This window comes from Massilia sp. ZL223, assembly GCF_018119395.1.
Lineage (GTDB): Bacteria > Pseudomonadota > Gammaproteobacteria > Burkholderiales > Burkholderiaceae_D > Telluria.
On record NZ_JAGPWD010000015.1, the window covers coordinates 64,089 to 82,738 of the forward strand.

Sequence of the window (18,650 nt, forward strand, 5' to 3'; positions counted from 1 at the left end):
CTTATGTGTTCTGGTTTGGCGCAAGCCCGCGCGGCCCGGAAGTAAAACTACATTCGTCGAATTACGAGTATGCTTGTGGAACTCAAACCCTATCCCGGACATCACTCCGTTCAACTTGAAGATTTTCGGACTATTTCGTCATTCGACGAATGAAGAATAATCGCCTGTCATGAAGTGGTCAAGAAGTTTCGATATATTTCGAAGTGTCGTAATGATCTAGTCCAGGCGGAGTCACGATGCCTTTGCTGCGCCAGCCTCGTCCTTGCTTGCGCTTTTTGATTCCACTATACTGGAAATATAAAATAAAGGGCTGAACGATGGATACCAAACCGGCAATCGCGGCACTGGCTGCTCTGGCCCAGGAATCGCGCCTGGCGACTTTCCGGCTGCTCGTCCAGGCGGGGCCTGACGGTCTGCCGGCGAGCAAGATCGCAGAAGCGCTTGGCCTGCCGCCTTCCTCGCTCTCGTTTCACCTCAAGGAACTCACCCACGCCCAGCTGGTCATTCCCCGCCAGGACGGGCGTTTCATCATTTATTCGGCGAACTTCGCCACGATGAACGGCTTACTTGGTTTCTTGACCGAGAACTGTTGTGGCGGCAACCCTTGTACGCCGGCCGGCATGGCGCACTGCGGCGGCGGGCCGTCGGACGTCGCCGCCTGATTTTCCACTGTCTCTTCCAATGAAGGTCTACCTGTGAACGTCCTGTTTCTCTGCACTGGCAATTCCTGCCGCTCGCTCATCAGCGAGGCCGTCTTCAATCATCTGGCGCCTGCGGGCTGGCATGCCATCAGCGCAGGCAGCCAGCCGACCGGCAAACTGAACGACAAGGCGCTCGCCCTGCTGGCCAGCAAAGGAATCTCGACCGAGGGCTACTACAGCAAGTCCTGGGACGATTTGCCGGCGACGCCGGACATCGTCGTCACCGTCTGCGTCTGCGCGGCCGGCGAAACCTGCCCGGCTTATCTCGGCCCGGTCCTGCGCACGCACTGGGGCGTGGAAGACCCGAGCCATGTCGCCGGCAGCGAGGACGAGATCAATGCCGCATTCGAGCAGGCGTACCGGATCTTGCGTGCACGCATCGAGGCCTTCCTCGCCCTGGCGCTGGACGAACTGAAGGGCGACCGGGTCCGCCTGAAGACGGAGCTGGACCGCATCGGCACGATGCAGGGCTAAGGAGAGATGCGTATGACCCTCGCACGACGTCTGGTTGCGGAAGGCGTGGGCACGGCCATGCTGCTGGCGGTAGTGGTCGGCTCGGGCATCATGGCCGAAGGCCTCGCGGGCGGCAATATCGCCATTGCGCTGCTGGCCAACACGATTGCCACCGGGGCCGGCCTGGTGGCGCTGATCCTGATGTTCGGTACGATTTCGGGCGCCCATTTCAATCCGGTGGTTACACTCTCCGAAGCGTGGCAGAAGAACATCGCGAGGTCCGACATCCTTCCTTACCTGGCGGTGCAGATCGGCGGCGCATTTGCGGGCGTGGCGGCAGCCCACGCCATGTTCGGCGAACCGCTTTACCTGGCGTCCGAACACGTGCGCACCGGGGGCGCGCAATGGTGGAGCGAGTTTGTCGCGACGTTTGGACTGATCGGTGTGATCATCGGCTGCTCCAGAAGCCGGCCGGGAATGACCCCGTTTGCAGTGGCCGCCTATATCACCGCTGCTTACTGGTTCACGGCGTCGACGTCCTTCGCCAATCCGGCCGTCACGCTGGCGCGCGCCGCCAGCGACACCTTTGCCGGCATTCGCCCGGCCGATGTGCCCGGGTTCATCCTGGCGCAGCTTGCCGGCGCCGTGGCCGCGACCTTGCTCTTCACCTGGCTATACCCGGCGCCGCCCGCCAATGCCACCGTTGGCGGCACGGTCGCACCGGGTGACTTCGCCGCTCAACACCTGGACCATTAACCCATGACGATTTCCGACCTCCCTAACGTCAAGCCCGAGTTGCTCGACGTCCCCAGCGTCGACAAGCTCATGCCGGTGGGCGACCTGTCGCATCCGCCGCGTATCCTGATGCTGTATGGCTCGCTGCGCGAACGCTCCTTCAGCCGTTTCCTGACCCACGAGGCGGCGCGCATCCTGGAGCATTTCGGCGCCGAGGTAAAGATATTCGATCCGATGGAGCTGCCGATGGTCGGCAGCGTGCCCGAAACGCATCCGAAGGTGCTTGAACTGCGGGAACTGTGCCTGTGGTCGGAAGGGCAGGTATGGTGCAGCCCCGAGCGCCATGGCGCAATCACGGCGGTCATGAAGAACCAGATCGACTGGATTCCCTTGGAAATGGGCGCTATCCGGCCAAGCCAGGGACGCACACTGGCGGTAATGCAGGTCTGCGGCGGCTCCCAGTCCTTCAATGTGGTGAACACCCTGCGCCTGCTGGGCCGCTGGATGCGCATGTTCACCATCCCGAACCAGTCATCGGTACCGATGGCGTACAAGGAATTCGACGAAGCCGGCCGCATGCGGCCCTCCGCATACTATGACCGCGTCGTCGACGTGATGGAGGAGCTTTACAAGATCACCTTGCTGATGCGTGGTCGCGCCGGCTACCTGACGGACCGCTATAGCGAGCGAAACGAGCGTGCCCGTAAGGCGATCGACCGGCAAATCGAAAAGTTATAGGACGCTGTCCGAGATCCTGTTCCGGGGCGATAGCGTTTGCGGCAAAGCTCCTCGTAACGCCGACGCTGCATCGCGGCGGCAATCCTGTACTGGCTCAGCAGTTCATGGTTTTCCAGTTGCGCGGCTTGCATTCGGCGAAGCATTTCAGCGCCTGTAGGTGATGACGGAAGTGCTCCGGACTTAATTATTTTGTAACTAGTGGTTTTTTAGCATTATACTTGGTCAACATGCAGGCAAACATCCACGACCTTGTGAATCCAGGTGAGGGCATATGCGAAAACTAGGGCAAAAGATTCTTGGGACGATACTGGCGCTCGCATCGATGAGCGCCTTGGCGGCACCGATCCCAAGCACAGTCGGGGTTGGCGCAGCGACCGGTACGCTCGACTGCGCCATGACAAGCGATGGCAAATGCATATGGAAGTCTTCCACGGCCTCCGGTTATGAAACCGTCGGCAGCAATACCACTACCCCAATCAGCGGCGCCTCTTCCGCATCCGACGTGCGCGGCGTGGCCAAGGCATGGGGGGAAGCGAACTTCGATAGTTATCTACCGAGCTTGCATGCCTACGCGAGCAGCAACGGCGCCTATGTTGCGAACTTTTCGGCCTTGGCGGGCAAGGCGGTCAGTCCAGGTCAACCAGGCGTCGTCTATACCGGCGCGGGCGCGGGCATCGCCGACGCGAATGTCTGGGCTGTCCAGGGTTACCGGTATACGGGCCAGACCCCCTTCCAGTTGACAGTGACCGGCGTGCTCGACAGTCAGTTTTCGTCCAATGGACAGCAAGGAAGCCTGGGCCACAGCGGTTTTAGACTGAGTATTTTCGACGCGAATGCGTATGTGTTCGATCCAGGCCAGAACAGCCTGGCGTACTCGCCGACCTTTTGCCCTCTGATGAACAACCCGTCGAGGTTCTGCTCGGGCGCCCCACAGGTATTCGCCCATGGAAGCGACAGCTTGTTTGACACCGGCACGGTATCGCTGACGGTCGGGCATCTTGTCAATCCCGGCGACGAATTCTTTGTAGGAGCTTTCCTGGATGCCAGTGTTTGCTGCGGATTGACCGCAGACTCTTCGCACACACTGAACCTCGCGTTCAACGACTTCAGCATGTTGGAGAGTATTCCCGTTCCGGGTGTGGTGCCTGAACCTGCTTCGGTATTCGTATTCATGTCCGGACTGGCCTTGTTGAGCATGCGCCGCCGCAAGGCAAGCTGATACGCCGCCGAAAGCCGGCAATGAAGAAGGGCCGCCAGCCAGGGCGGCCCTTCTTCATTGCGCCCAGTATGTCGTTCAGCAATTCATGTATTTCCAGTTGCGCTTCTTGCCTTCAGCGATCCATTCGACTGCCTGCTCGAGGCGGCGCAGGCGGGTGGCCTCGGTCTTGGCGTCGAGCAGCCACTCCACATACTCGCGCTTGGCGCTGGGCGAGAACGCCTGGAAGTGCCCGCTCGCGCCCGGCTTGTCTTCGAGCGCCGCGAGGAAATACTCCGGCGCCACGACGTCGCGCACCACCTTCGGCTTGGCGCGGGCCGGGGCCTTGACGCCTTCCACGTTCAGCGCCATCGCCTTCTTGACGTAGCCGGCCAGCGTCTTCTTCGGCGGCAAATCCTTGAGCGAGGCGATGCGGCCGAACTGGCCCATGGCCTCGCGTCCCTTGTCGTCTTCCTGGGCGATCAAGAGCTCGCCTTTCCAGAAGCCGAAGGCGCAATGGGCCTTGAACGAGGCCATGTTGCACAGCATGCCCTGGTAGAGGAAGAAGGGCATGCTCCACTTGATGGTCTCTTCGACCTCGGGACAAGCCTCGTGCACCACCTGGCGCAGGTGGGTCAGGATGGGCTGGGCGAATTCGGCCGAGTTGGCGATGTAGGCGTCGATACGCGGGTCGAGGGTAGGCATGGTGGTCTCCGGTTTTGATACCGATTTTGCTCAATAGCATCAGAATTGTCCATCTGCCGCGTGTCAGGACTGTACGGCCAGTGCGCTTCCCGCCTCGTTCAGGCCGCGCGCCAGGCTGGACACGCTCGGATTGTCGATGAAGACGCAGCGCTTGCCCGTGCGCTTGCAATGGTCCTTCACGCGCCAGTAGGCGGCGTGGCTGATGCAGCCGGTCTGGCAGATCACCAGGTCCGCCGCCGCCAGGCTGGCGTCGAGCTGGCTGCTGCTGTCTTCCAGCCCGCCGTCGTGATGGGCGAACTGGCCGCCGGCGCGCTCGACCAGGCTGCGGTAGCCCGGCACGGCGCCGTTGCGGCCGCCCACGCACAGCACGCTGCGGTTGACCAGCCGTACCGGCGCCTCGACGGGAGCAGGGACGGTGGCCGGCGCCGCTTCCTCTTTTACCGGTGGAGGAGCAGGGCGCGCGGCCTTCAGCTCGGCCAGCTGGGCGCGCAGCGCCTGTTCGCGCGCTTCCAGCTGGGCCACGCGGTTCGCCAGGCGCTTGCGGCTCTCCAGCTCCGGGACGGCAGCTTCCAGTTGGGCGAGCTGAGTGCGCAGGGCGTGGATCTCGGTGTCCTTGCCGATGGCGACCGCACGGGCCTGCATGAGGAGCTGCTCGTGCCGCTCGGCCTGCTCGGCCTTGTCCTGCGCCAGGGCCTGGCAACGCTGCTGCAGCCTGGACAGCTCGCGTTCGAGGCGGGCATGGCCGGTCGCCAGCGTATTGAACTGGTTGATGTCCGCCCGGGCGCAGGCGCCGGCCTGGTGCTGCACCATGTGGATGTCGCGGCACATCTTTTCTTCGAGCTCGGCGCTGCAGCGCGGATGGCTCAGGCCGGCCCAGAAGGCCCCCGCCACGTCGCCCCCGGCCACGGCCGCGTTCCACATGGCCCCGACCTCGGCCGTGGTCCTGGCCGCGCGGAAACGCTGGACGCAGACGGCGTAGCGGCGCTCGAGCTCTTTCTGCACGGCTTCGGCGACCGGCGTGCGCAGCAGGCAGTCGCCGACGGCGCCGACGTGGACTTCGTAATCGTCATGCATCAGCTGGCCGCCAGTCACTTTCTCTACCAACTTGCGCAGCACGCCCAGCGGCAGGCCCACGCCGATCAGCGGACAGTGGCAAGTGTGGCTGAGTTCCCAGACGCGCCGGCGGCGCGAACCCTGCGGCGCGCTCGACAAACCGCTTTCATGCAATGCTTCCTTATCGCACATTCTTCCTCGCTCCACGTCCAACTGATAATGATTCTCATTTATATTTTAGCGAAAGCGGAAATGGATGCAAGAGTTATCTGGACAGGAAAGCAGGCCATGCAGGGCGCATTTGGAGTCCAATCGCGGCAAGTTCGCAGCGGATGGTAGAGCTCTGTTAGGCAGCGCACGGTCCGGACATGTTGTACGTTGTATTTTTTGTATCGCGACGCAGTGGTCCGATACTGCGCTCGTGTCGGACGCCACGGGGCGTGCGCCCGACAGCGAGGACGGGGTGGCTGCCTGCCTTCACAATTGTTGAGTTCGCTTTAGGTACAGACACCGACATGCTTGACCTAGAGCATTACCCATCAAGAGTGATTGATGTAGCGCAGGCCATTCTCGTCGCCTCGTTTTGTTGCGGGCGAAATCGAGGAAGAATGTGGTGATAGTCGAGTATCGGTCTACTCCGCGTTGGTCTAATTTTACGAGGGATACATCATGGATAATCAGAAGTCAACCGAGGGAAAAGGCAGCGACGCAAGCCGCGAGGGCGCAGGTTCGAGCATCGGTAAAAGCCAGGATTCCAATCTCGGCAAGAGCAGCGGTGCATCGGGCTCGAGCCTTGGCAGCGGTGCGTCGGGCGGCAGCCTCGGCAGCGCCAACGCCTCGCCGAGCAGCTCCAGCGGTGCCACCAGCTCCAGCACCGGCGCCGTAGGCGGCACCAGCAACGCCAGCTCGGGTTCGAGCGGCAGCTCGCTGGGCAGCAGCGCAGCCGGCAGCAGCGGCTCGATGGGCAGCAGCAGCTCCACCGGCAGCAGCGGCTCGATGGGCAGCAGCGCAAGCAGCACCAACATGGGCAGCACCACCGGCAGCAGCCTGGGCACCAGCACCGGCAGCAGCGGCAGCATGGGTGGCGGCAGCACCGGCAGCAGCCAGTCGGACATGAGCCAGCAGCAGCAGCAGGGCGGCATCAAAGGCGCCATGGCGTCGATGTCTCCGGACAAGATGCACCAGGGTATCGACAAGGCAGCCCAGGCAGCTCAGCCTCTGGTCGACCGCCTGGTCAGCACCGCGCACGCCGGTGTCGATCGCGTCAGCAGCATGCTGGGCAGCACCCGCGAAAGCATGGGCCAGCGCTCGCAGCAGCTGAACGACAAGTACCAGGACCTGTCGGCTCAAGGCCGCGAATACGTCCGCAACAACCCGGGCAGCGCCATGCTGGCGGCAATCGGCGTCGGCTTCATCCTGGCCAAGCTGCTGGGCGGTTCGAGCGACCGTTCGCGTGATTCCCGTTCGTATCGCGACTATCGCGATTATTGATCGGTAGGCCGCCTTCAGGCGGTATCTGAAGGAGCCCGGCCAGCGTATGCTGGGCCGGGCTTCGTTTTTTGTGGGTTACGTTTTAAGGTTGCGGTTACGCAGGCAAACTTGCAGCGCCAACAGTTCACCCTGGCGTATGCTCCCCCGCCTTCACCACAGCCGGCGCCGGATGCCGCCGCAGCTTGTTCCTCCAGCGCTTGAGCAGATGCTCGAGATCATCCACGTAGGTGAACACCGCCGGCACCACCAGCAAGCTGAGCAAGGTCGAGGTAATCAATCCCCCCATCACCGCGATCGCCATCGGCGAGCGGAAGCTCGGGTCGCCCGAGAACCCCAGCGCCAGCGGCAGCATGCCCGCGCCCATGGCGATGGTGGTCATCACGATCGGCCGGCTGCGCTTGTGGCAGGCATCCACCAGCGCGTCGAAGCGGTTCATGCCCGCCTTGCGCGCCAGGATCGCGTAGTCCACCAGCAGGATCGAGTTCTTGGTCACGATCCCCATCAGCATGATCAGGCCGATCATGGTCGGCATCGACAGCGCGTTGCGGGTGATGAGCAGGGCGACGAAGGCCCCGCCAATGGACAGCGGCAGGGCGGCCAGGATGGTCGCCGGCTGCATGAAGTCGTTGAACAGCAGCACCAGCACGCCATAGATGCACAGCACCCCGATCAGCATCGCCACGCCGAAGCTGGCGAACAGCGCCTGCATCTCCTGCGCGTCGCCCAGCTCGGCGATCTGCACCGAAGGCGGCAGCTTCTGGAACACGGGCAGGGCGCGCGCCTCGGCGTTCACCTCGCCCAGCGAGCGGCCCGACAGCTCCACCTCGAGCGTCACATTGCGGCTGCGGTTCAGGCGGTCGATCTGGGCCGGGCCGCTTTCCACCGTGATGGTGGCGACATTCGATAGCAGCACCGGACCCTGTGCCCCGGGCACCGTCAGGCGACCGATGGCGTCCAGGTCGGCGCGCACCGCGTCCGGCAGCTTGACGCGGATCGGCACCTGGCGCTCGGACAGGTTCATCTTGGCCAGCGCCTGGTCGTAGTCGCCGGCCGTGGCCACGCGCACCGTCTCGCCGATGGCGGCCGCGGTCACGCCCAGGTCGGCCGCGCGCGCGAAGTCCGGACGCACGATGATTTCGGGCCGCACCAGCGAGGCGCTGGAGCTGACGTTGCCGATGCCGCGCAGGGTACGCAGCTCGCGCTCGGCCTGGCGCGCCGCCACCGACAGCGCTTCCGGATCTTCGCTGCGCAGCACCAGCTGCATCTTGGTGCCGGTATCCGGCGCGCCGACGTTGAAGCGCGCGCCGGGAATCGCGGCTACGCGCTCGCGGATGCCTTGCTCGATGCTGGACAGGGACTCGTTGCGGTCGTCGCGGTACACCGTGTTCACGGTCAGCACCGCGCGCCGCGCCTCGGCCGCCGCACCCGGCGCGAAAGCGTCGCCGCTGGAGCCGCCGCCGATGGAGCTGAACACGTTCTTCACGCCCGGCACCTGCATCGCCGCCAGGCGCGTCTGCTCGGCCACGGCATGCGTCTGGGCCAGGGTGGAGCCGGGCGGCAGCTCGACGTTGATCTGGGTCTGCGAGCGGTCGGCGGGCGGCACGAAGCCGGTCGGCAGCAGCGGCACCAGCGCGATGGAACCAAAGAAGAACACGGCCGAACCGATCGCCGTCGCGAGGCGGTGGCGCAAGCACCATTTCATGATCCTCATGTAGCGGCGCATGATCGGCCCATCCTCTTCCTTGTGCGGCTTGGCCGGCTTGAGCAGGTAGGCGCACATCATCGGCGTCAGCAGGCGCGCCACCAGCAGCGAAGCCAGGATCGCCAGCACCGCGGTCCAGCCGAACTGCTTGAAGAACTTGCCCGGAATGCCGCCCATGAAGGCGGTCGGCAGGAACACCGCCACCAGCGAGAAGGTGGTCGCGATCACCGCCATGCCGATTTCGTCTGCCGCTTCCAGCGCCGCCTGCATCGGGGTCTTGCCCATGTGGAGGTGGCGCGAGATGTTCTCGATCTCGACGATGGCGTCGTCCACCAGCACCCCGACCACCAGCGCCAGCGAGAGCAGGGTCACCATGTTGAGGGTGTAGCCGAACAGGTACTGGCCAAGGAAGGCCGGTATCACCGACAGCGGCAGCGCCGCCGCCGCGATCAGGGTCGCGCGCCAGTCGCGCAGGAACCACCACACCACCAGCACCGCCAGCAGCGCGCCCTCGTACAGCATCTCCATCGAGGCGTCGAAGTTCTCTTCCACGGCGAAGGAGTTGTCGATCACTTCGCGCAGCACCAGGTTCGGGTGCTCTTTCTGCAGCTGGGCCACGGCCGCGCGCGCGCCTTCCGCCACGTCGACCTCGCCCGCGCCGCGGGTGCGGAACACCTCGAAGGCCACCACCTTGCGCCCGTCCTGCTCGGCAATGGCGCGCGGCTCGGCCACGGTGTCGCTGACGGTGGCCACCTGGTCGAGGCGCACGTGGCGGCCGTCGGGCAGGGGAATCTCCATGGCGGCCAGCTCCTGGGCCGTCTTGACGGTGGCGATGGTGCGCACCGACTGCTCGGCGCCGCTGACGTCGCCGCGTCCGCCCGGCGCTTCGCGCTGCACGTTGCGCAGCTGGCGCGACACGTCCAGCGCGGACACGCGCAGCGCGGCCATGCGGGCGTCGTCCAGCTCCACGCGTACCTCGCGCGCGACGCCGCCGACCCGCTTGACCGCACCCAGGCCCGGCACGCTCAGCAGGCGCTTGGAGACGTCGTTGTCGACGAACCAGCTCAGTTCCTGGTCGTCCATGCCGCTGCCCGCGCCTTGCGCGCGCGCCACGGTGAAGGTGGCGATCACGCGCCCGGCGGTGGCGGCCTTGGTCACGCTCGGGTCGCGCATTTCGGCCGGCAGGTCGGCGCGTACGCGCGAAACGGCGTCGCGCACGTCGTTCACCGCGTCCGACAAGTCCTTCTCCAGGATGAACTCGACGGTGATGGTGGCCACGCCGTCGAGCACGCGGGTATAGATGTTCTTGACCCCTTGCAGGGTGGCGACCGAATCCTCGATCTTGCGCGCGACCTCGGTCTCCAGCTGGGCCGGGGCGGCGCCGTCCAGCACCGCGCTGACGGTCACGATCGGCAGCTCGATGTCCGGGAAGTCCTGCACCTTGTTGGCGTTGAAGGCGAGGATGCCCGCCAGGGTGAGCAGGGCGAACAGCATGATCGCCGGGATCGGGTTGCGGATCGAGAGGGCGGAAAAATTCATCGTGCGCTTCCCCTCAACCCGCCGGACGCGCCGGCGCGGGTACATTCCGAACCAGGTCGCCGTCGTTCAGGAAGCCTGCCCCGCTGACCACGATAGTCGTGCCCGCCGCCAGGCCGCCAGTGACCTCGACCCGGTCGCCCAGGCGGCGTCCGGTGCTGACCTTCAGCTGGCTCACGCGGCTGTCGCGGTTCAGCCGGAACACGTAGGAGAAGCCGTCGCGCACCGCGATCGCCTGCTGCGGCACGGTGAGCGCGTTCGACGCGCCCAGTTCGAAGCGGCCGCTGGCGAACATGCCGGCCTTGAGCGGCGCATTGCTCGAGAGCGCCGGCGGCAGGTCGACATAGACCAAAGCGATGCGGCTTTGCGGATCCACCGAAGGCGCGACGGTGCGCACCTTGCCGGTCACTTCGCCGCCGCTCGCAGCGCGGACGTAGGCCCGCATGCCGGGTTTGATGCGGCCCAGGTCGGGCGCCGTCACCTCGGCGCGCCATTCGAGGCGGCCCTGGCGGATCATGCGGAACAGTTCCGTGCCGATGCCGACCACGGCGCCCACGGTGGCGTTGCGCGCCGAGATGACGCCGCTGTCCGGCGCCGTCACCTGCGTGTACTTGAGGCGCAGCTGCTGCTGGGTGAGCGTGGCCTTGGCCGCGTTCACGCGCGCCGCCGCGGTGCGCTCGGCGGTGAGGAGCTGGGTAACCTGCTGCTCGCTCAGCGCGCCGGAGCTTTTCAGGGCGCGGGCGCGCTCGGCGTTGGCCGTGGCTTCCGCGGCGTTGGCCTGCGCTTCCTGCAGGGCGGCGCGCGCCTGCTCGACGTCGGCGCGCACGGTCTCGCTGGAGAACACGGCCAGCACGTCGCCCTTCTTGACGACGTCGCCGACGTTGACGCGCACTTCGGTCAGGCGCAGCCCGCCCGATTCGCTGCCGATCACCGCTTCCTGCCACGAAGCAATGCTGCCGTTGGCGGTCAGGCTGAGGGGGAGGCTGGCGCTCGACGGCAGGCCGGTGGAGACGGTCAGGGCCGGCTTGGGTGAAGGCGCCGCTTCGTCCTTGGCGCCGGCGCCGCGGGTCAGGGCGAAGGCGATCAGGGCGCACAGGGAGGCTGCCGCCGCGGCCAGGAGCGCGGCGCGTGGAATCCGTTTGATTTGCATGGTCTGTAGACTTTTAGGTAAGCAATCAAGTGTAGCAAAAGCGGCCTGCACGGCAGCGCGCACTCGTGTGGACTATGCAGGGCGCTTACAAAGATTTACAGGGTGGGGTATAAATCCTCATCGAGAGGAGAACCCATGGTCCGAATACTGGCTGCCGCCCTTGCCTTGTTTTGCACGGTGCTTGCCGGACGCGCATTCGCCACTGCGCCGCTGTCGGCGGGGCAGGCCGTGCACGTGCTCAATCGGATGAGCTTCGGCCCCCGGCCGGGCGAGGCTGCGCGCTTGCAGGGCATGGGCTTGCAGGCTTATGTGGCGGAGCAGCTGGATGCGTCCAGGCCCGATTTGCTGGGCGAGACGGCGCGCCGGGTGCACGAGCTGGCCAGTGCGCGTGTGGCCGCCGGCCCGGAGGAAGCCGATGACCTGGCCCGGCAGGAACGCCTGCTGCGTGCGATCGCGAGCAGGCGCCAACTCGAGGAAGTGCTGGTCGGCTTCTGGCTCCAGCAGAAGGGCGGCGACGCGCTGGGACCGGCCGCACAGGCACGCATGGCGGACGCGCTGCGGCCGCGCGTGTTCGCTCCCTTCTCCGAGGCCGAGCGTCCGGCCGCGTGGTGCCGGGCCCTGGCGCTCTGGTTCGTCGGCAGCGCGCCGCAGGCGCTGGTGACGCGCATGGAAGCGGCATGGCGGCAAAGCGGCGGCGCGCAGAAAGCCGTCTTGCGGGAGCTGTTCATGAGCCCCGAGTTCCTGGCGTCCGCGTCGCATGCGGCGAAGCGCAAGGATCCCTTGCGCCTTCTGGCCTCGGCCGTGCGCGCCGGCGGCCTGGAAGTCGCCAACGCGGCGCCCCTGGCCCAGGCGCAGCGAGGACTGGAAGAGCAGGGGATGGCCGCATGGCCCGGGGTGGCTGCTGCGCTGGCGCAGGGGCGCCTGCCGCTGGCCGCCGAGCCGCCGCGCCGCCATCGCCAGGCTTCGGTGGCGCCGCCGGTGCGCTCCGTAGATCGGCCTGGCGCCCTGGTTGCGCCTGTCACGGTAAGGCCGGAAGCGCCGACACCCTCGGCAGCCGCGATGGCCGCGGCGATGTCCACGCCGCCGCTCAGCGCGCAAGCTGCGGAATTACTCAAGAGCGAAGATTTTTTGCGTTATTGACGCAGCGCCGACGCGCGCATTGCGCACTGCCGCAAACCCAAGAAAAATGGTCGATTTGGAAAGGTTTCTCTCCACAATGACGCATCGTAGTTCTACGGTATTGCAGTGCACAATAATTTGGACTATATTGAAACCGTCTCCTCCAGTTTTCTCCGAAAATTGGATTACAGCCCGCCAAGCCTCCAGGCTTCGCGGGCGTTTTTTTATCTGGAGTCCGGAGAGAAGAGTCGCTGGCTTAGCCGGCCTGCACGTCTTCGCCCTGGAAGGCGTTCTGGCGCCAGGTCAGCACCAGGGTATCGCGGTGCCCGTGTTCGCCCAGCGGCTGGATCGGCGTCGATTCGTGGATCACGGCCGCATCGTCCAGCAGCAGCATGGTCCAGGGCTCCAGCATCGTGAAGCGCTGGCCCGCCGGGCCGTTGGCTTCGAACACGCGGGTCTCGCCACCCTTGATGCCGTGGCGGCCAATCAGGATCACCGCCACGAAGTCCACGCCGTCGCGGTGCGCGCCTTCCGGCGTCGGGCGGCCGATGCCGTCGGCGGTATCGATGCGGAACTGGTGGGCTTCCACGTACCAGCGGCGCGGGCCGCGTACGCCGGAGCAGATTTCGCCCAGTGAGCGCAGCAGGCGGTTCCAGGCCGGGTTGGCCACCGTGTCCGGCTCGACCGGCGCGAACAGGCGGTGCATGCCTCCGTGCAGGGCGTTGTACTCCACCGGCTGCCAGTGGGCGCGGTGCGGCGTCTGCGTGAGCGCGCTGCCGTCGTCGATGAAGCAGGAATGGCGGCGGCGGCGATAGCGGCCGCCGTCCTTCAGGTAGTTGTCCAGCTCGAGGTGTTCCCAGCTCGGCGCCAGCGTCTGGAGCTCGTCCAGGCTGCAGCCGGCCAGGCGGGCGACGTCGAGGGGACGCAGCAGGGCATAACCGGTGCTGCGCAGGGCGTCCGTCAGCTGCGACGGATCAAGATAGGGTGCTTGCGGTGTTGTCATGCCGGCTAGCGTAGCACTTTTCCACGCCGCCGGTCTGAGCCTCACCAATTCTTGACCAGGGTCAGGCGGAAGGAGCGCGGTTCGATCGGATGGAAATGCACGTCCTCGACCGGCGCCGCTTCGCCCTTCAGCTGCGAGGCGTAGAAGTAGTCGATGGCCGAATCGCGCCGGTTGGTGAGATTGAAGCCTTCTAGCTCGAGCTGCAGGTCCTTGGCCAGCTTGTAGCCGAGACGGCCGTTCAGCGTGACGCTGGCCTGCGAGCGCACGCTGTCGTCCTCGGCCAGCGGACGCGGGCCGAACCAGCGCAGGCGCAGGGCGCCCGACCACGGGCCGCTGCGGTCCACCGTCAGGCTGAGCTGGGCCACGCCTTCGATCGCGCCCGGAATCCTATCCCCCGCCGGGTTGCCGCCGCGCGAGCGGGCGCGCGCATAGGCCGCGTCGAAGTCGACCGACAGCCATTTGAGCGCGCGCCAGTAGTTCGAGAACTCGATCCCGTAGCGGCGGCTCGGATCGCCCGCCTCGGTATTGCCGGCGTCGCCGATATAGGTCAGCTCGGAATCGAAGTCGAGCCGGTACACCGAGAACGAAGTCTGCATGGCGGGAAGCGCGGCGCTGCGGACGCCGAATTCAAGGCCGCGCGAGCGCACCAGCCCCGGCGTGCGCTCGACCGGGTCGAGGGTCTTCGGGTCGAGCGCCGCGACGGTGCCGCGCGCGTCGTTGCTGTGGAAGCCGTGGCCGTAGTTGGCGTACAGTTCGGTCGAGGCCCACGGTCCGTAGGCGACATTCAGCGAAGGCGTCAGCAGGGTGTCGTGCGCGCTGCCCGTGTTCTCCGGGCGGTCGCTGTCGACGCGAAAAGCGTAGCGGCTGGCGCGCACGCCGGCCACGGTGCGCAGCGCCTCGTTCCAGCGGGTGGCGTTCTCGATGAAGAGGGCGCCGCTGGTTTCGACGATGTGGTCTTCGCGCGTGGTCGCCAGGCGCCGGCGCGCGCGGGTGTCGTACAGGCCGTTGTGGATGTTGTCGTTCTGCAGCTGGGCGCCCACCGTCACGTCGGACGAGAAGCTGTCGCTGCGGTGCACGTGCCAGGTGTGGCTGCCGTCCAGGCCCGAGGTCACGCGGCGGTCCGGCTGGCTGAACTGGTCGCCGTTGACCGGGTCGTTCATGAAGTAGGTGAAATTCGAATACAGGTCGAGCCGGTTGCGGATCACGTAGGCGCTCAGCTTCGAGGCCGAATCGGCATCGGTGCGGCGCCATACCCCGGACAGGCTGGCGCGGCGCGCCTCGCCGCCATCCGTGCTGTCGAGATTATCGTAGCGCCCGAGCTGGCCGGCCTGCACCGCGCGCAGTGGAATCTGGTCGGTGGCGTTCCAGTGGCCGCTGTAGTTCATCGCGGTCACGCTCCAGCCGTTGTTGGCGTAGCCGCGGCTGTAGCGCAGCACGGCATTGGTCTTGCGGTAGCCGTCGGCGCGCGTCCACGGACCGTCGTTCTTCATGCCTTCCAGCGCAAACAGCACGCTGCCGCCCGTCGCATCCAGCGAGCCGGCCAGCACCGTGCGCGCATAGCCGTCCTGGCCCAGGGTGGCCGTCGCCAGGTTCTTGCTCAGGCGGTTGGCGTAGGTGAGCGAAGCCACGCCGGCCGACGAAAAGTCTCCTTCGCGCGAGGAATAGGGACCCTTGCGGTAGTCGAGGCGGCCGACCAGTTCGGGAATCAGGAAGTTCAGGTCGGTCCAGCCCTGGCCGTGCGCATGGCTGCGCTGGTTGACCGGCATGCCGTCGACCCAGGTGGCCAGGTCGGTGCCGTGGTCGAGGTTGAAGCCGCGCAGGTAGAACTGGTTGGCCTTGCCTTCGCCGCTGTGCTGGCTGGCGATCAGGCCGGGCGTGACCTCGAGCAGTTCGCCGGGACGGTAGGCGATGCGGTTGGCGAGGTCCTTGGCGCCCGCGCTGCCGGCGCCGGCCGAGTCGGCGATGCCGAGCATGCTGGCGCGCGAGCCTTCGACCAGCACGCGCTGGAGCACGAAATCGTCTGCATGAGCATCGGCATGGATGGAGGTGTGGACAAACAGCGCGGCCAGCGCGCAGGGTAAAACACGTAATTGCATGGGTGTCAGCGGGCCGCTTGTTCCAGCGCCTGGCGCATGAAAGTGAGGGAACGCACGGTTCCCGCTTCGTTCAGGTTGACGGTATTGACCTGGTCGGGCAAGAAGTCGATCAGCACGCCCTGGCGGATGACGGCCGCCTGGGATACCTGCGTCTGCTCGGCTTCCTGGAACACCACGACGCTCTGCGCGTCGGCGGTCATCCCGACCCAGCGCAGCTTGAGCGGCTTGTTGTCCGCGCCCTTGATCACGAACTGCTGCTCGATGTACTTGCGCAGCACTTCCTGGTCTTCCGGATCGCTCAGGTCGAACTGGCGCTGGTAGAGGTTCATCAAAAGCGCCTCGATGTCGTGCGCCATGTAGGTGTGCACCACTTCGGTGCTCTTGGTGCGCGCGTTGTACGAGACGTCCGTGATGCTGGTGTGGAAGCGGTGCGCATGCACCCCCGCGCTCATCGCGACGAGCAGGGCGGCGCACGCGGCTTTGAACAGCCTGAGTTTCATTGGACGGCCTTCGGTGCTTCAGCGGCGGGCTTCTTCTTCAGCGGGGTGCGGAAGTCGCGCATCAGATTGTTCCTGTCCTGTTCGGTCTTGAAGAGCTCCAGGCGCGAAGGCGTCGCCTTGCGCGGCCAGGCGTTGTTGCTGACATCAATATCGGCCGTTTCCCAGTAGGGGTCTTGCGTGAGCCCAACGATCGGTTCGTCGGTGATGAACAGTTTCGTGATTTTCTGCGGCGAATAGCGCCACACTTCGGCCGGGATGCGCTCGATGATCTTCTTGCCGCTCTTCAGTTCGATCTCGACGATCAGCGGGGTCACCAGGCCGCCCTTGTTGGTGAAGTCCACCAGCGTGAGGCGCTTGCCCGACTTGAGCAATTCCTTTTCCCAGTCTTCCAGGTCCGCCATCGTTTCGGCGAACTTGTTGCGGTCCTTGTTGGTGACCGTGAAGTCGTCGTGCTCGTTGTAGAAGTCCTTCAGCTCCGGGAAACGGTCGACGCGGCGCACCATACCCTTGTTGCGCTGGTCGATGATCGACACCGGTTCCGATTTTTCGCGGGCGCGCTGCCAGGCTTTCTCGACTTCCGGGTCCTTGCTGCCGACGGTGTACTCGGTGATGCCGTCCACGCTCACGTCCACCGGGTCGGTGGTGTAGAACCAGCCGCGCCAGAACCAGTCGAGGTCCGTGCCGGAGGCGTCTTCCATGGTGCGGAAGAAGTCGGCCGGGGTCGGGCGCTTGAACTTCCAGCGCTCGGCGTACTCGCGGAAGGCGAAGTCGAACAGCTCGCGGCCGAGGATGGTCTCGCGCAGGATGTTCAGGGCCGTCGCCGGCTTGGCATAGGCGTTGTTGCCGCGCTGGAGCGTCGATTCGGCATTGGTCATGACCGGCACCTGGTTGGTGCTGCGCATGTAGTCGACGATGTTGCGCGCCTCGCCGCGGGTGTCGGGATAGTTCTCTTCCCAGGCCTGCTCGGCCAGGAACTGCAGGAAGCTGTTCAGGCCCTCGTCCATCCAGGTCCACTGGCGCTCGTCCGAGTTGACGATCATCGGGAAGTAGTTGTGGCCCACTTCGTGGATGATCACGCTGATCAGACCATACTTGGTGCGCTTCGAATAGGTGATCTCGCCGGTCTTCTTGTCTTTCACCGGACGCGGCCCGTTGAACGAGATCATCGGGTATTCCATGCCGCCCACCGGGCCGTTGACCGAGATCGCGGTCGGGTAGGGGTAGTCGAAGGAGTACTTGTTGTACTGTTCGATGGTGTGGACGACCGCCGCCGTCGAATAGGTGCCCCACAGCGGGTTGGCTTCCTTCGGGTAGTAGGACATCGCCATTACGTCCTGGTCGCCGCTCTTGATGCCCTGGGCGTCCCAGATGAACTTGCGGCTGCTGGCGAAGGCGAAGTCGCGCACGTTCTTCGCTGAGAAGCGCCAGGTCTTGCTTCCGGCGGCACGCTGCTTTTCACGCGCTTCGGCTTCGGCCTGGGTCGCGATGACGACCGGCTTTTTGGCCGTGCGCGCCTGCCTGAGGCGGTCGCGCTGGGCGCTGGTGAGCACGTCGCCAGGGTTCTGCAGTTCGCCGGTGGAGGCGACGATATGGTCGGCCGGGACGGTGATCTCGACGTCGTAGTCGCCGAATTCCAGGGTGAATTCGCCATCGCCCATGTACTGCTTGTTCTGCCAGCCCTTGATGTCGTAGTAGGCGGCCATGCGCGGGAAGAACTGGGCGATCTCGAACAGGTCGCTGTCGTTGGCCTTGTCTTCCCGGTCGAAGCGCTCGTAGCCCATGCGGCGGCCCAGCACGTTCATCTCGGGCACCTTGAAGCTCCAGGCGACGTTGAAGCTGAAGCGCGCGCCCGGCTTCATCGGCTGCGGCAGGTCGATCCGCATCATGGTCTTGTTGATGGTATGGGCCAGCTTGCGGCCGCCGGCATCCGTCACGCCATGGATCTGGATGCCGCCCTCGAAGGCGCGCGACTCGAGCTGGAAGCGCAGCGCCTCGAACTTGACGCCGTCGTTGCCGCGCGCCTGCCATGCCTCGCGCGAGGGCAGGGTGGCGATGTTGCGGTTGTCCGAATCGGCGCGGAACATGTTCTGGTCCAGCTGCACCCACAGGTAGGAGAGCGTGTCCGGCGAATTGTTGTGGTAGGTGATGCTGCCGGAACCCGTGACCGCGCGCTTTGCCTCGTCGAGCGTGACCTTGATGCGGTAGTCGGCGCGCTGCTGCCAGTAGGCGTGGCCCGGTGCGCCGGAGGCGGTGCGGAATTCGTTGGGCGTGGGCAGCAGCTCATCGAGCTGGCGGAATTTATCCTCGATCGCCGGCGCGGCATGCGCGGCCGCGCTCATTCCCAGGATCAGTGCGGCCAGGCTGGCCTGCAGGTGCTTGATGTTCATACAAGTGTATAGGCTGAATGAGAAACCGGCAGGACACCTGTATGTGTCCCGCCGGTAGGGGTGGCGGCTATGCCGCCGACGCGTTC

General features: G+C 65.5%; 15 protein-coding genes. 7 read left to right on the forward strand and 8 right to left on the reverse strand.

Annotation, left to right across the window (positions count from 1 at the left end; translation table 11 throughout):
* Positions 1-317: 317 nt before the first annotated feature.
* From KBW95_RS11685 to KBW95_RS11705, 5 genes are all read left to right on the forward strand, one after another.
* Positions 318-662 (forward strand): helix-turn-helix transcriptional regulator, encoded by a 345-nt coding sequence (locus KBW95_RS11685; protein ID WP_211528316.1) that lies wholly within the window; start codon positions 318-320, stop codon positions 660-662.
* A gap of 33 nt (positions 663-695) precedes the next feature.
* Entirely contained in the window at positions 696-1,175 is a 480-nt protein-coding gene (locus KBW95_RS11690) for an arsenate reductase ArsC (protein WP_211528317.1), read from the forward strand.
* A gap of 12 nt (positions 1,176-1,187) precedes the next feature.
* The gene (locus tag KBW95_RS11695; protein ID WP_211528318.1) at positions 1,188-1,910 is read left to right on the forward strand and encodes an MIP/aquaporin family protein; all 723 of its coding nucleotides are present in this window, start codon (positions 1,188-1,190) and stop codon (positions 1,908-1,910) included.
* Positions 1,911-1,913: 3 nt separating this feature from the next.
* Positions 1,914-2,627, forward strand: a complete 714-nt coding sequence (gene arsH, locus KBW95_RS11700; protein ID WP_211524685.1) for an arsenical resistance protein ArsH — start codon at positions 1,914-1,916, stop codon at positions 2,625-2,627.
* 271 nt (positions 2,628-2,898) lie between these two features.
* A complete protein-coding gene (locus KBW95_RS11705) occupies positions 2,899-3,846 on the forward strand; it encodes a PEP-CTERM sorting domain-containing protein (RefSeq protein WP_211524686.1) in 948 nt (315 codons plus the stop codon).
* Between the two features lie 75 nt (positions 3,847-3,921).
* Here the strand turns inward: KBW95_RS11705 and KBW95_RS11710 are convergent, their stop codons facing one another.
* Together KBW95_RS11710 and KBW95_RS11715 are read right to left on the reverse strand one after the other, a co-directional pair.
* Positions 3,922-4,527, reverse strand: a complete 606-nt coding sequence (locus tag KBW95_RS11710; protein WP_211524687.1) for a YdeI family protein — start codon at positions 4,525-4,527, stop codon at positions 3,922-3,924.
* 63 nt (positions 4,528-4,590) lie between these two features.
* On the reverse strand, positions 4,591-5,772 hold the full coding sequence (locus KBW95_RS11715; protein ID WP_211528319.1) for a DUF2325 domain-containing protein: 1,182 nt from the start codon (positions 5,770-5,772) through the stop codon (positions 4,591-4,593).
* Positions 5,773-6,249: 477 nt separating this feature from the next.
* On the opposite strand from KBW95_RS11715, the gene KBW95_RS11720 reads away from it, so the two are divergent.
* A complete protein-coding gene (locus KBW95_RS11720; RefSeq protein ID WP_211524689.1) occupies positions 6,250-7,071 on the forward strand; it encodes a YqjD family protein in 822 nt (273 codons plus the stop codon).
* A 124-nt stretch (positions 7,072-7,195) separates the two neighbouring features.
* Here KBW95_RS11720 and KBW95_RS11725 read toward each other — a convergent pair whose 3' ends face one another.
* Both KBW95_RS11725 and KBW95_RS11730 read right to left on the reverse strand, forming a co-directional pair.
* Entirely contained in the window at positions 7,196-10,312 is a 3,117-nt protein-coding gene (locus tag KBW95_RS11725) for an efflux RND transporter permease subunit (RefSeq protein ID WP_211528320.1), read from the reverse strand.
* 13 nt (positions 10,313-10,325) lie between these two features.
* The gene (locus KBW95_RS11730) at positions 10,326-11,459 is read right to left on the reverse strand and encodes an efflux RND transporter periplasmic adaptor subunit (protein ID WP_211524691.1); all 1,134 of its coding nucleotides are present in this window, start codon (positions 11,457-11,459) and stop codon (positions 10,326-10,328) included.
* 135 nt (positions 11,460-11,594) lie between these two features.
* Between KBW95_RS11730 and KBW95_RS11735 the strand changes: the two genes are divergently transcribed.
* Positions 11,595-12,599, forward strand: coding sequence for a DUF1800 family protein (locus tag KBW95_RS11735; protein WP_211528321.1), 1,005 nt, complete (start codon positions 11,595-11,597; stop codon positions 12,597-12,599).
* 235 nt (positions 12,600-12,834) lie between these two features.
* Here the strand turns inward: KBW95_RS11735 and KBW95_RS11740 are convergent, their stop codons facing one another.
* The 4 genes from KBW95_RS11740 to KBW95_RS11755 are packed head-to-tail and all read right to left on the reverse strand — an operon-like array spanning position 12,835 to position 18,564.
* Positions 12,835-13,581 carry a 2OG-Fe dioxygenase family protein gene (locus KBW95_RS11740; RefSeq protein ID WP_211528322.1) on the reverse strand — a complete coding sequence of 249 codons (747 nt, stop codon included), beginning with the start codon at positions 13,579-13,581 and terminating at the stop codon, positions 12,835-12,837.
* A gap of 41 nt (positions 13,582-13,622) precedes the next feature.
* Complete coding sequence (locus KBW95_RS11745) at positions 13,623-15,677, reverse strand: TonB-dependent receptor (protein ID WP_211528323.1); 2,055 nt, start codon at positions 15,675-15,677, stop codon at positions 13,623-13,625.
* Between the two features lie 5 nt (positions 15,678-15,682).
* Positions 15,683-16,177: a DUF6702 family protein gene (locus KBW95_RS11750; RefSeq protein WP_211524695.1), complete on the reverse strand. Its 495-nt coding sequence runs from the start codon at positions 16,175-16,177 to the stop codon at positions 15,683-15,685.
* Positions 16,174-18,564 (reverse strand): M1 family metallopeptidase, encoded by a 2,391-nt coding sequence (locus KBW95_RS11755; RefSeq protein WP_211528324.1) that lies wholly within the window; start codon positions 18,562-18,564, stop codon positions 16,174-16,176. The genes KBW95_RS11750 and KBW95_RS11755 overlap by 4 nt, the downstream gene beginning before the upstream one ends.
* Between the last annotated feature and the right edge of the window lie 86 nt (positions 18,565-18,650).

Bases quoted from the DNA above. Each gene is read 5' to 3' on its own strand.
- KBW95_RS11685 (WP_211528316.1), top strand. From the start codon at position 318: ATGGATACCAAACCGGCAATCGCGGCACTGGCTGCTCTGGCCCAGGAA.
- KBW95_RS11695 (WP_211528318.1), top strand. From the start codon at position 1,188: ATGACCCTCGCACGACGTCTGGTTGCGGAAGGCGTGGGCACGGCCATG.
- arsH (WP_211524685.1), top strand. From the start codon at position 1,914: ATGACGATTTCCGACCTCCCTAACGTCAAGCCCGAGTTGCTCGACGTC.
- KBW95_RS11705 (WP_211524686.1), top strand. From the start codon at position 2,899: ATGCGAAAACTAGGGCAAAAGATTCTTGGGACGATACTGGCGCTCGCA.
- KBW95_RS11710 (WP_211524687.1), bottom strand. From the start codon at position 4,527: ATGCCTACCCTCGACCCGCGTATCGACGCCTACATCGCCAACTCGGCC.
- KBW95_RS11715 (WP_211528319.1), bottom strand. From the start codon at position 5,772: ATGTGCGATAAGGAAGCATTGCATGAAAGCGGTTTGTCGAGCGCGCCG.
- KBW95_RS11720 (WP_211524689.1), top strand. From the start codon at position 6,250: ATGGATAATCAGAAGTCAACCGAGGGAAAAGGCAGCGACGCAAGCCGC.
- KBW95_RS11725 (WP_211528320.1), bottom strand. From the start codon at position 10,312: ATGAATTTTTCCGCCCTCTCGATCCGCAACCCGATCCCGGCGATCATG.
- KBW95_RS11730 (WP_211524691.1), bottom strand. From the start codon at position 11,459: ATGCAAATCAAACGGATTCCACGCGCCGCGCTCCTGGCCGCGGCGGCA.
- KBW95_RS11735 (WP_211528321.1), top strand. From the start codon at position 11,595: ATGGTCCGAATACTGGCTGCCGCCCTTGCCTTGTTTTGCACGGTGCTT.
- KBW95_RS11740 (WP_211528322.1), bottom strand. From the start codon at position 13,581: ATGACAACACCGCAAGCACCCTATCTTGATCCGTCGCAGCTGACGGAC.
- KBW95_RS11745 (WP_211528323.1), bottom strand. From the start codon at position 15,677: ATGCAATTACGTGTTTTACCCTGCGCGCTGGCCGCGCTGTTTGTCCAC.
- KBW95_RS11750 (WP_211524695.1), bottom strand. From the start codon at position 16,177: ATGAAACTCAGGCTGTTCAAAGCCGCGTGCGCCGCCCTGCTCGTCGCG.
- KBW95_RS11755 (WP_211528324.1), bottom strand. From the start codon at position 18,564: ATGAACATCAAGCACCTGCAGGCCAGCCTGGCCGCACTGATCCTGGGA.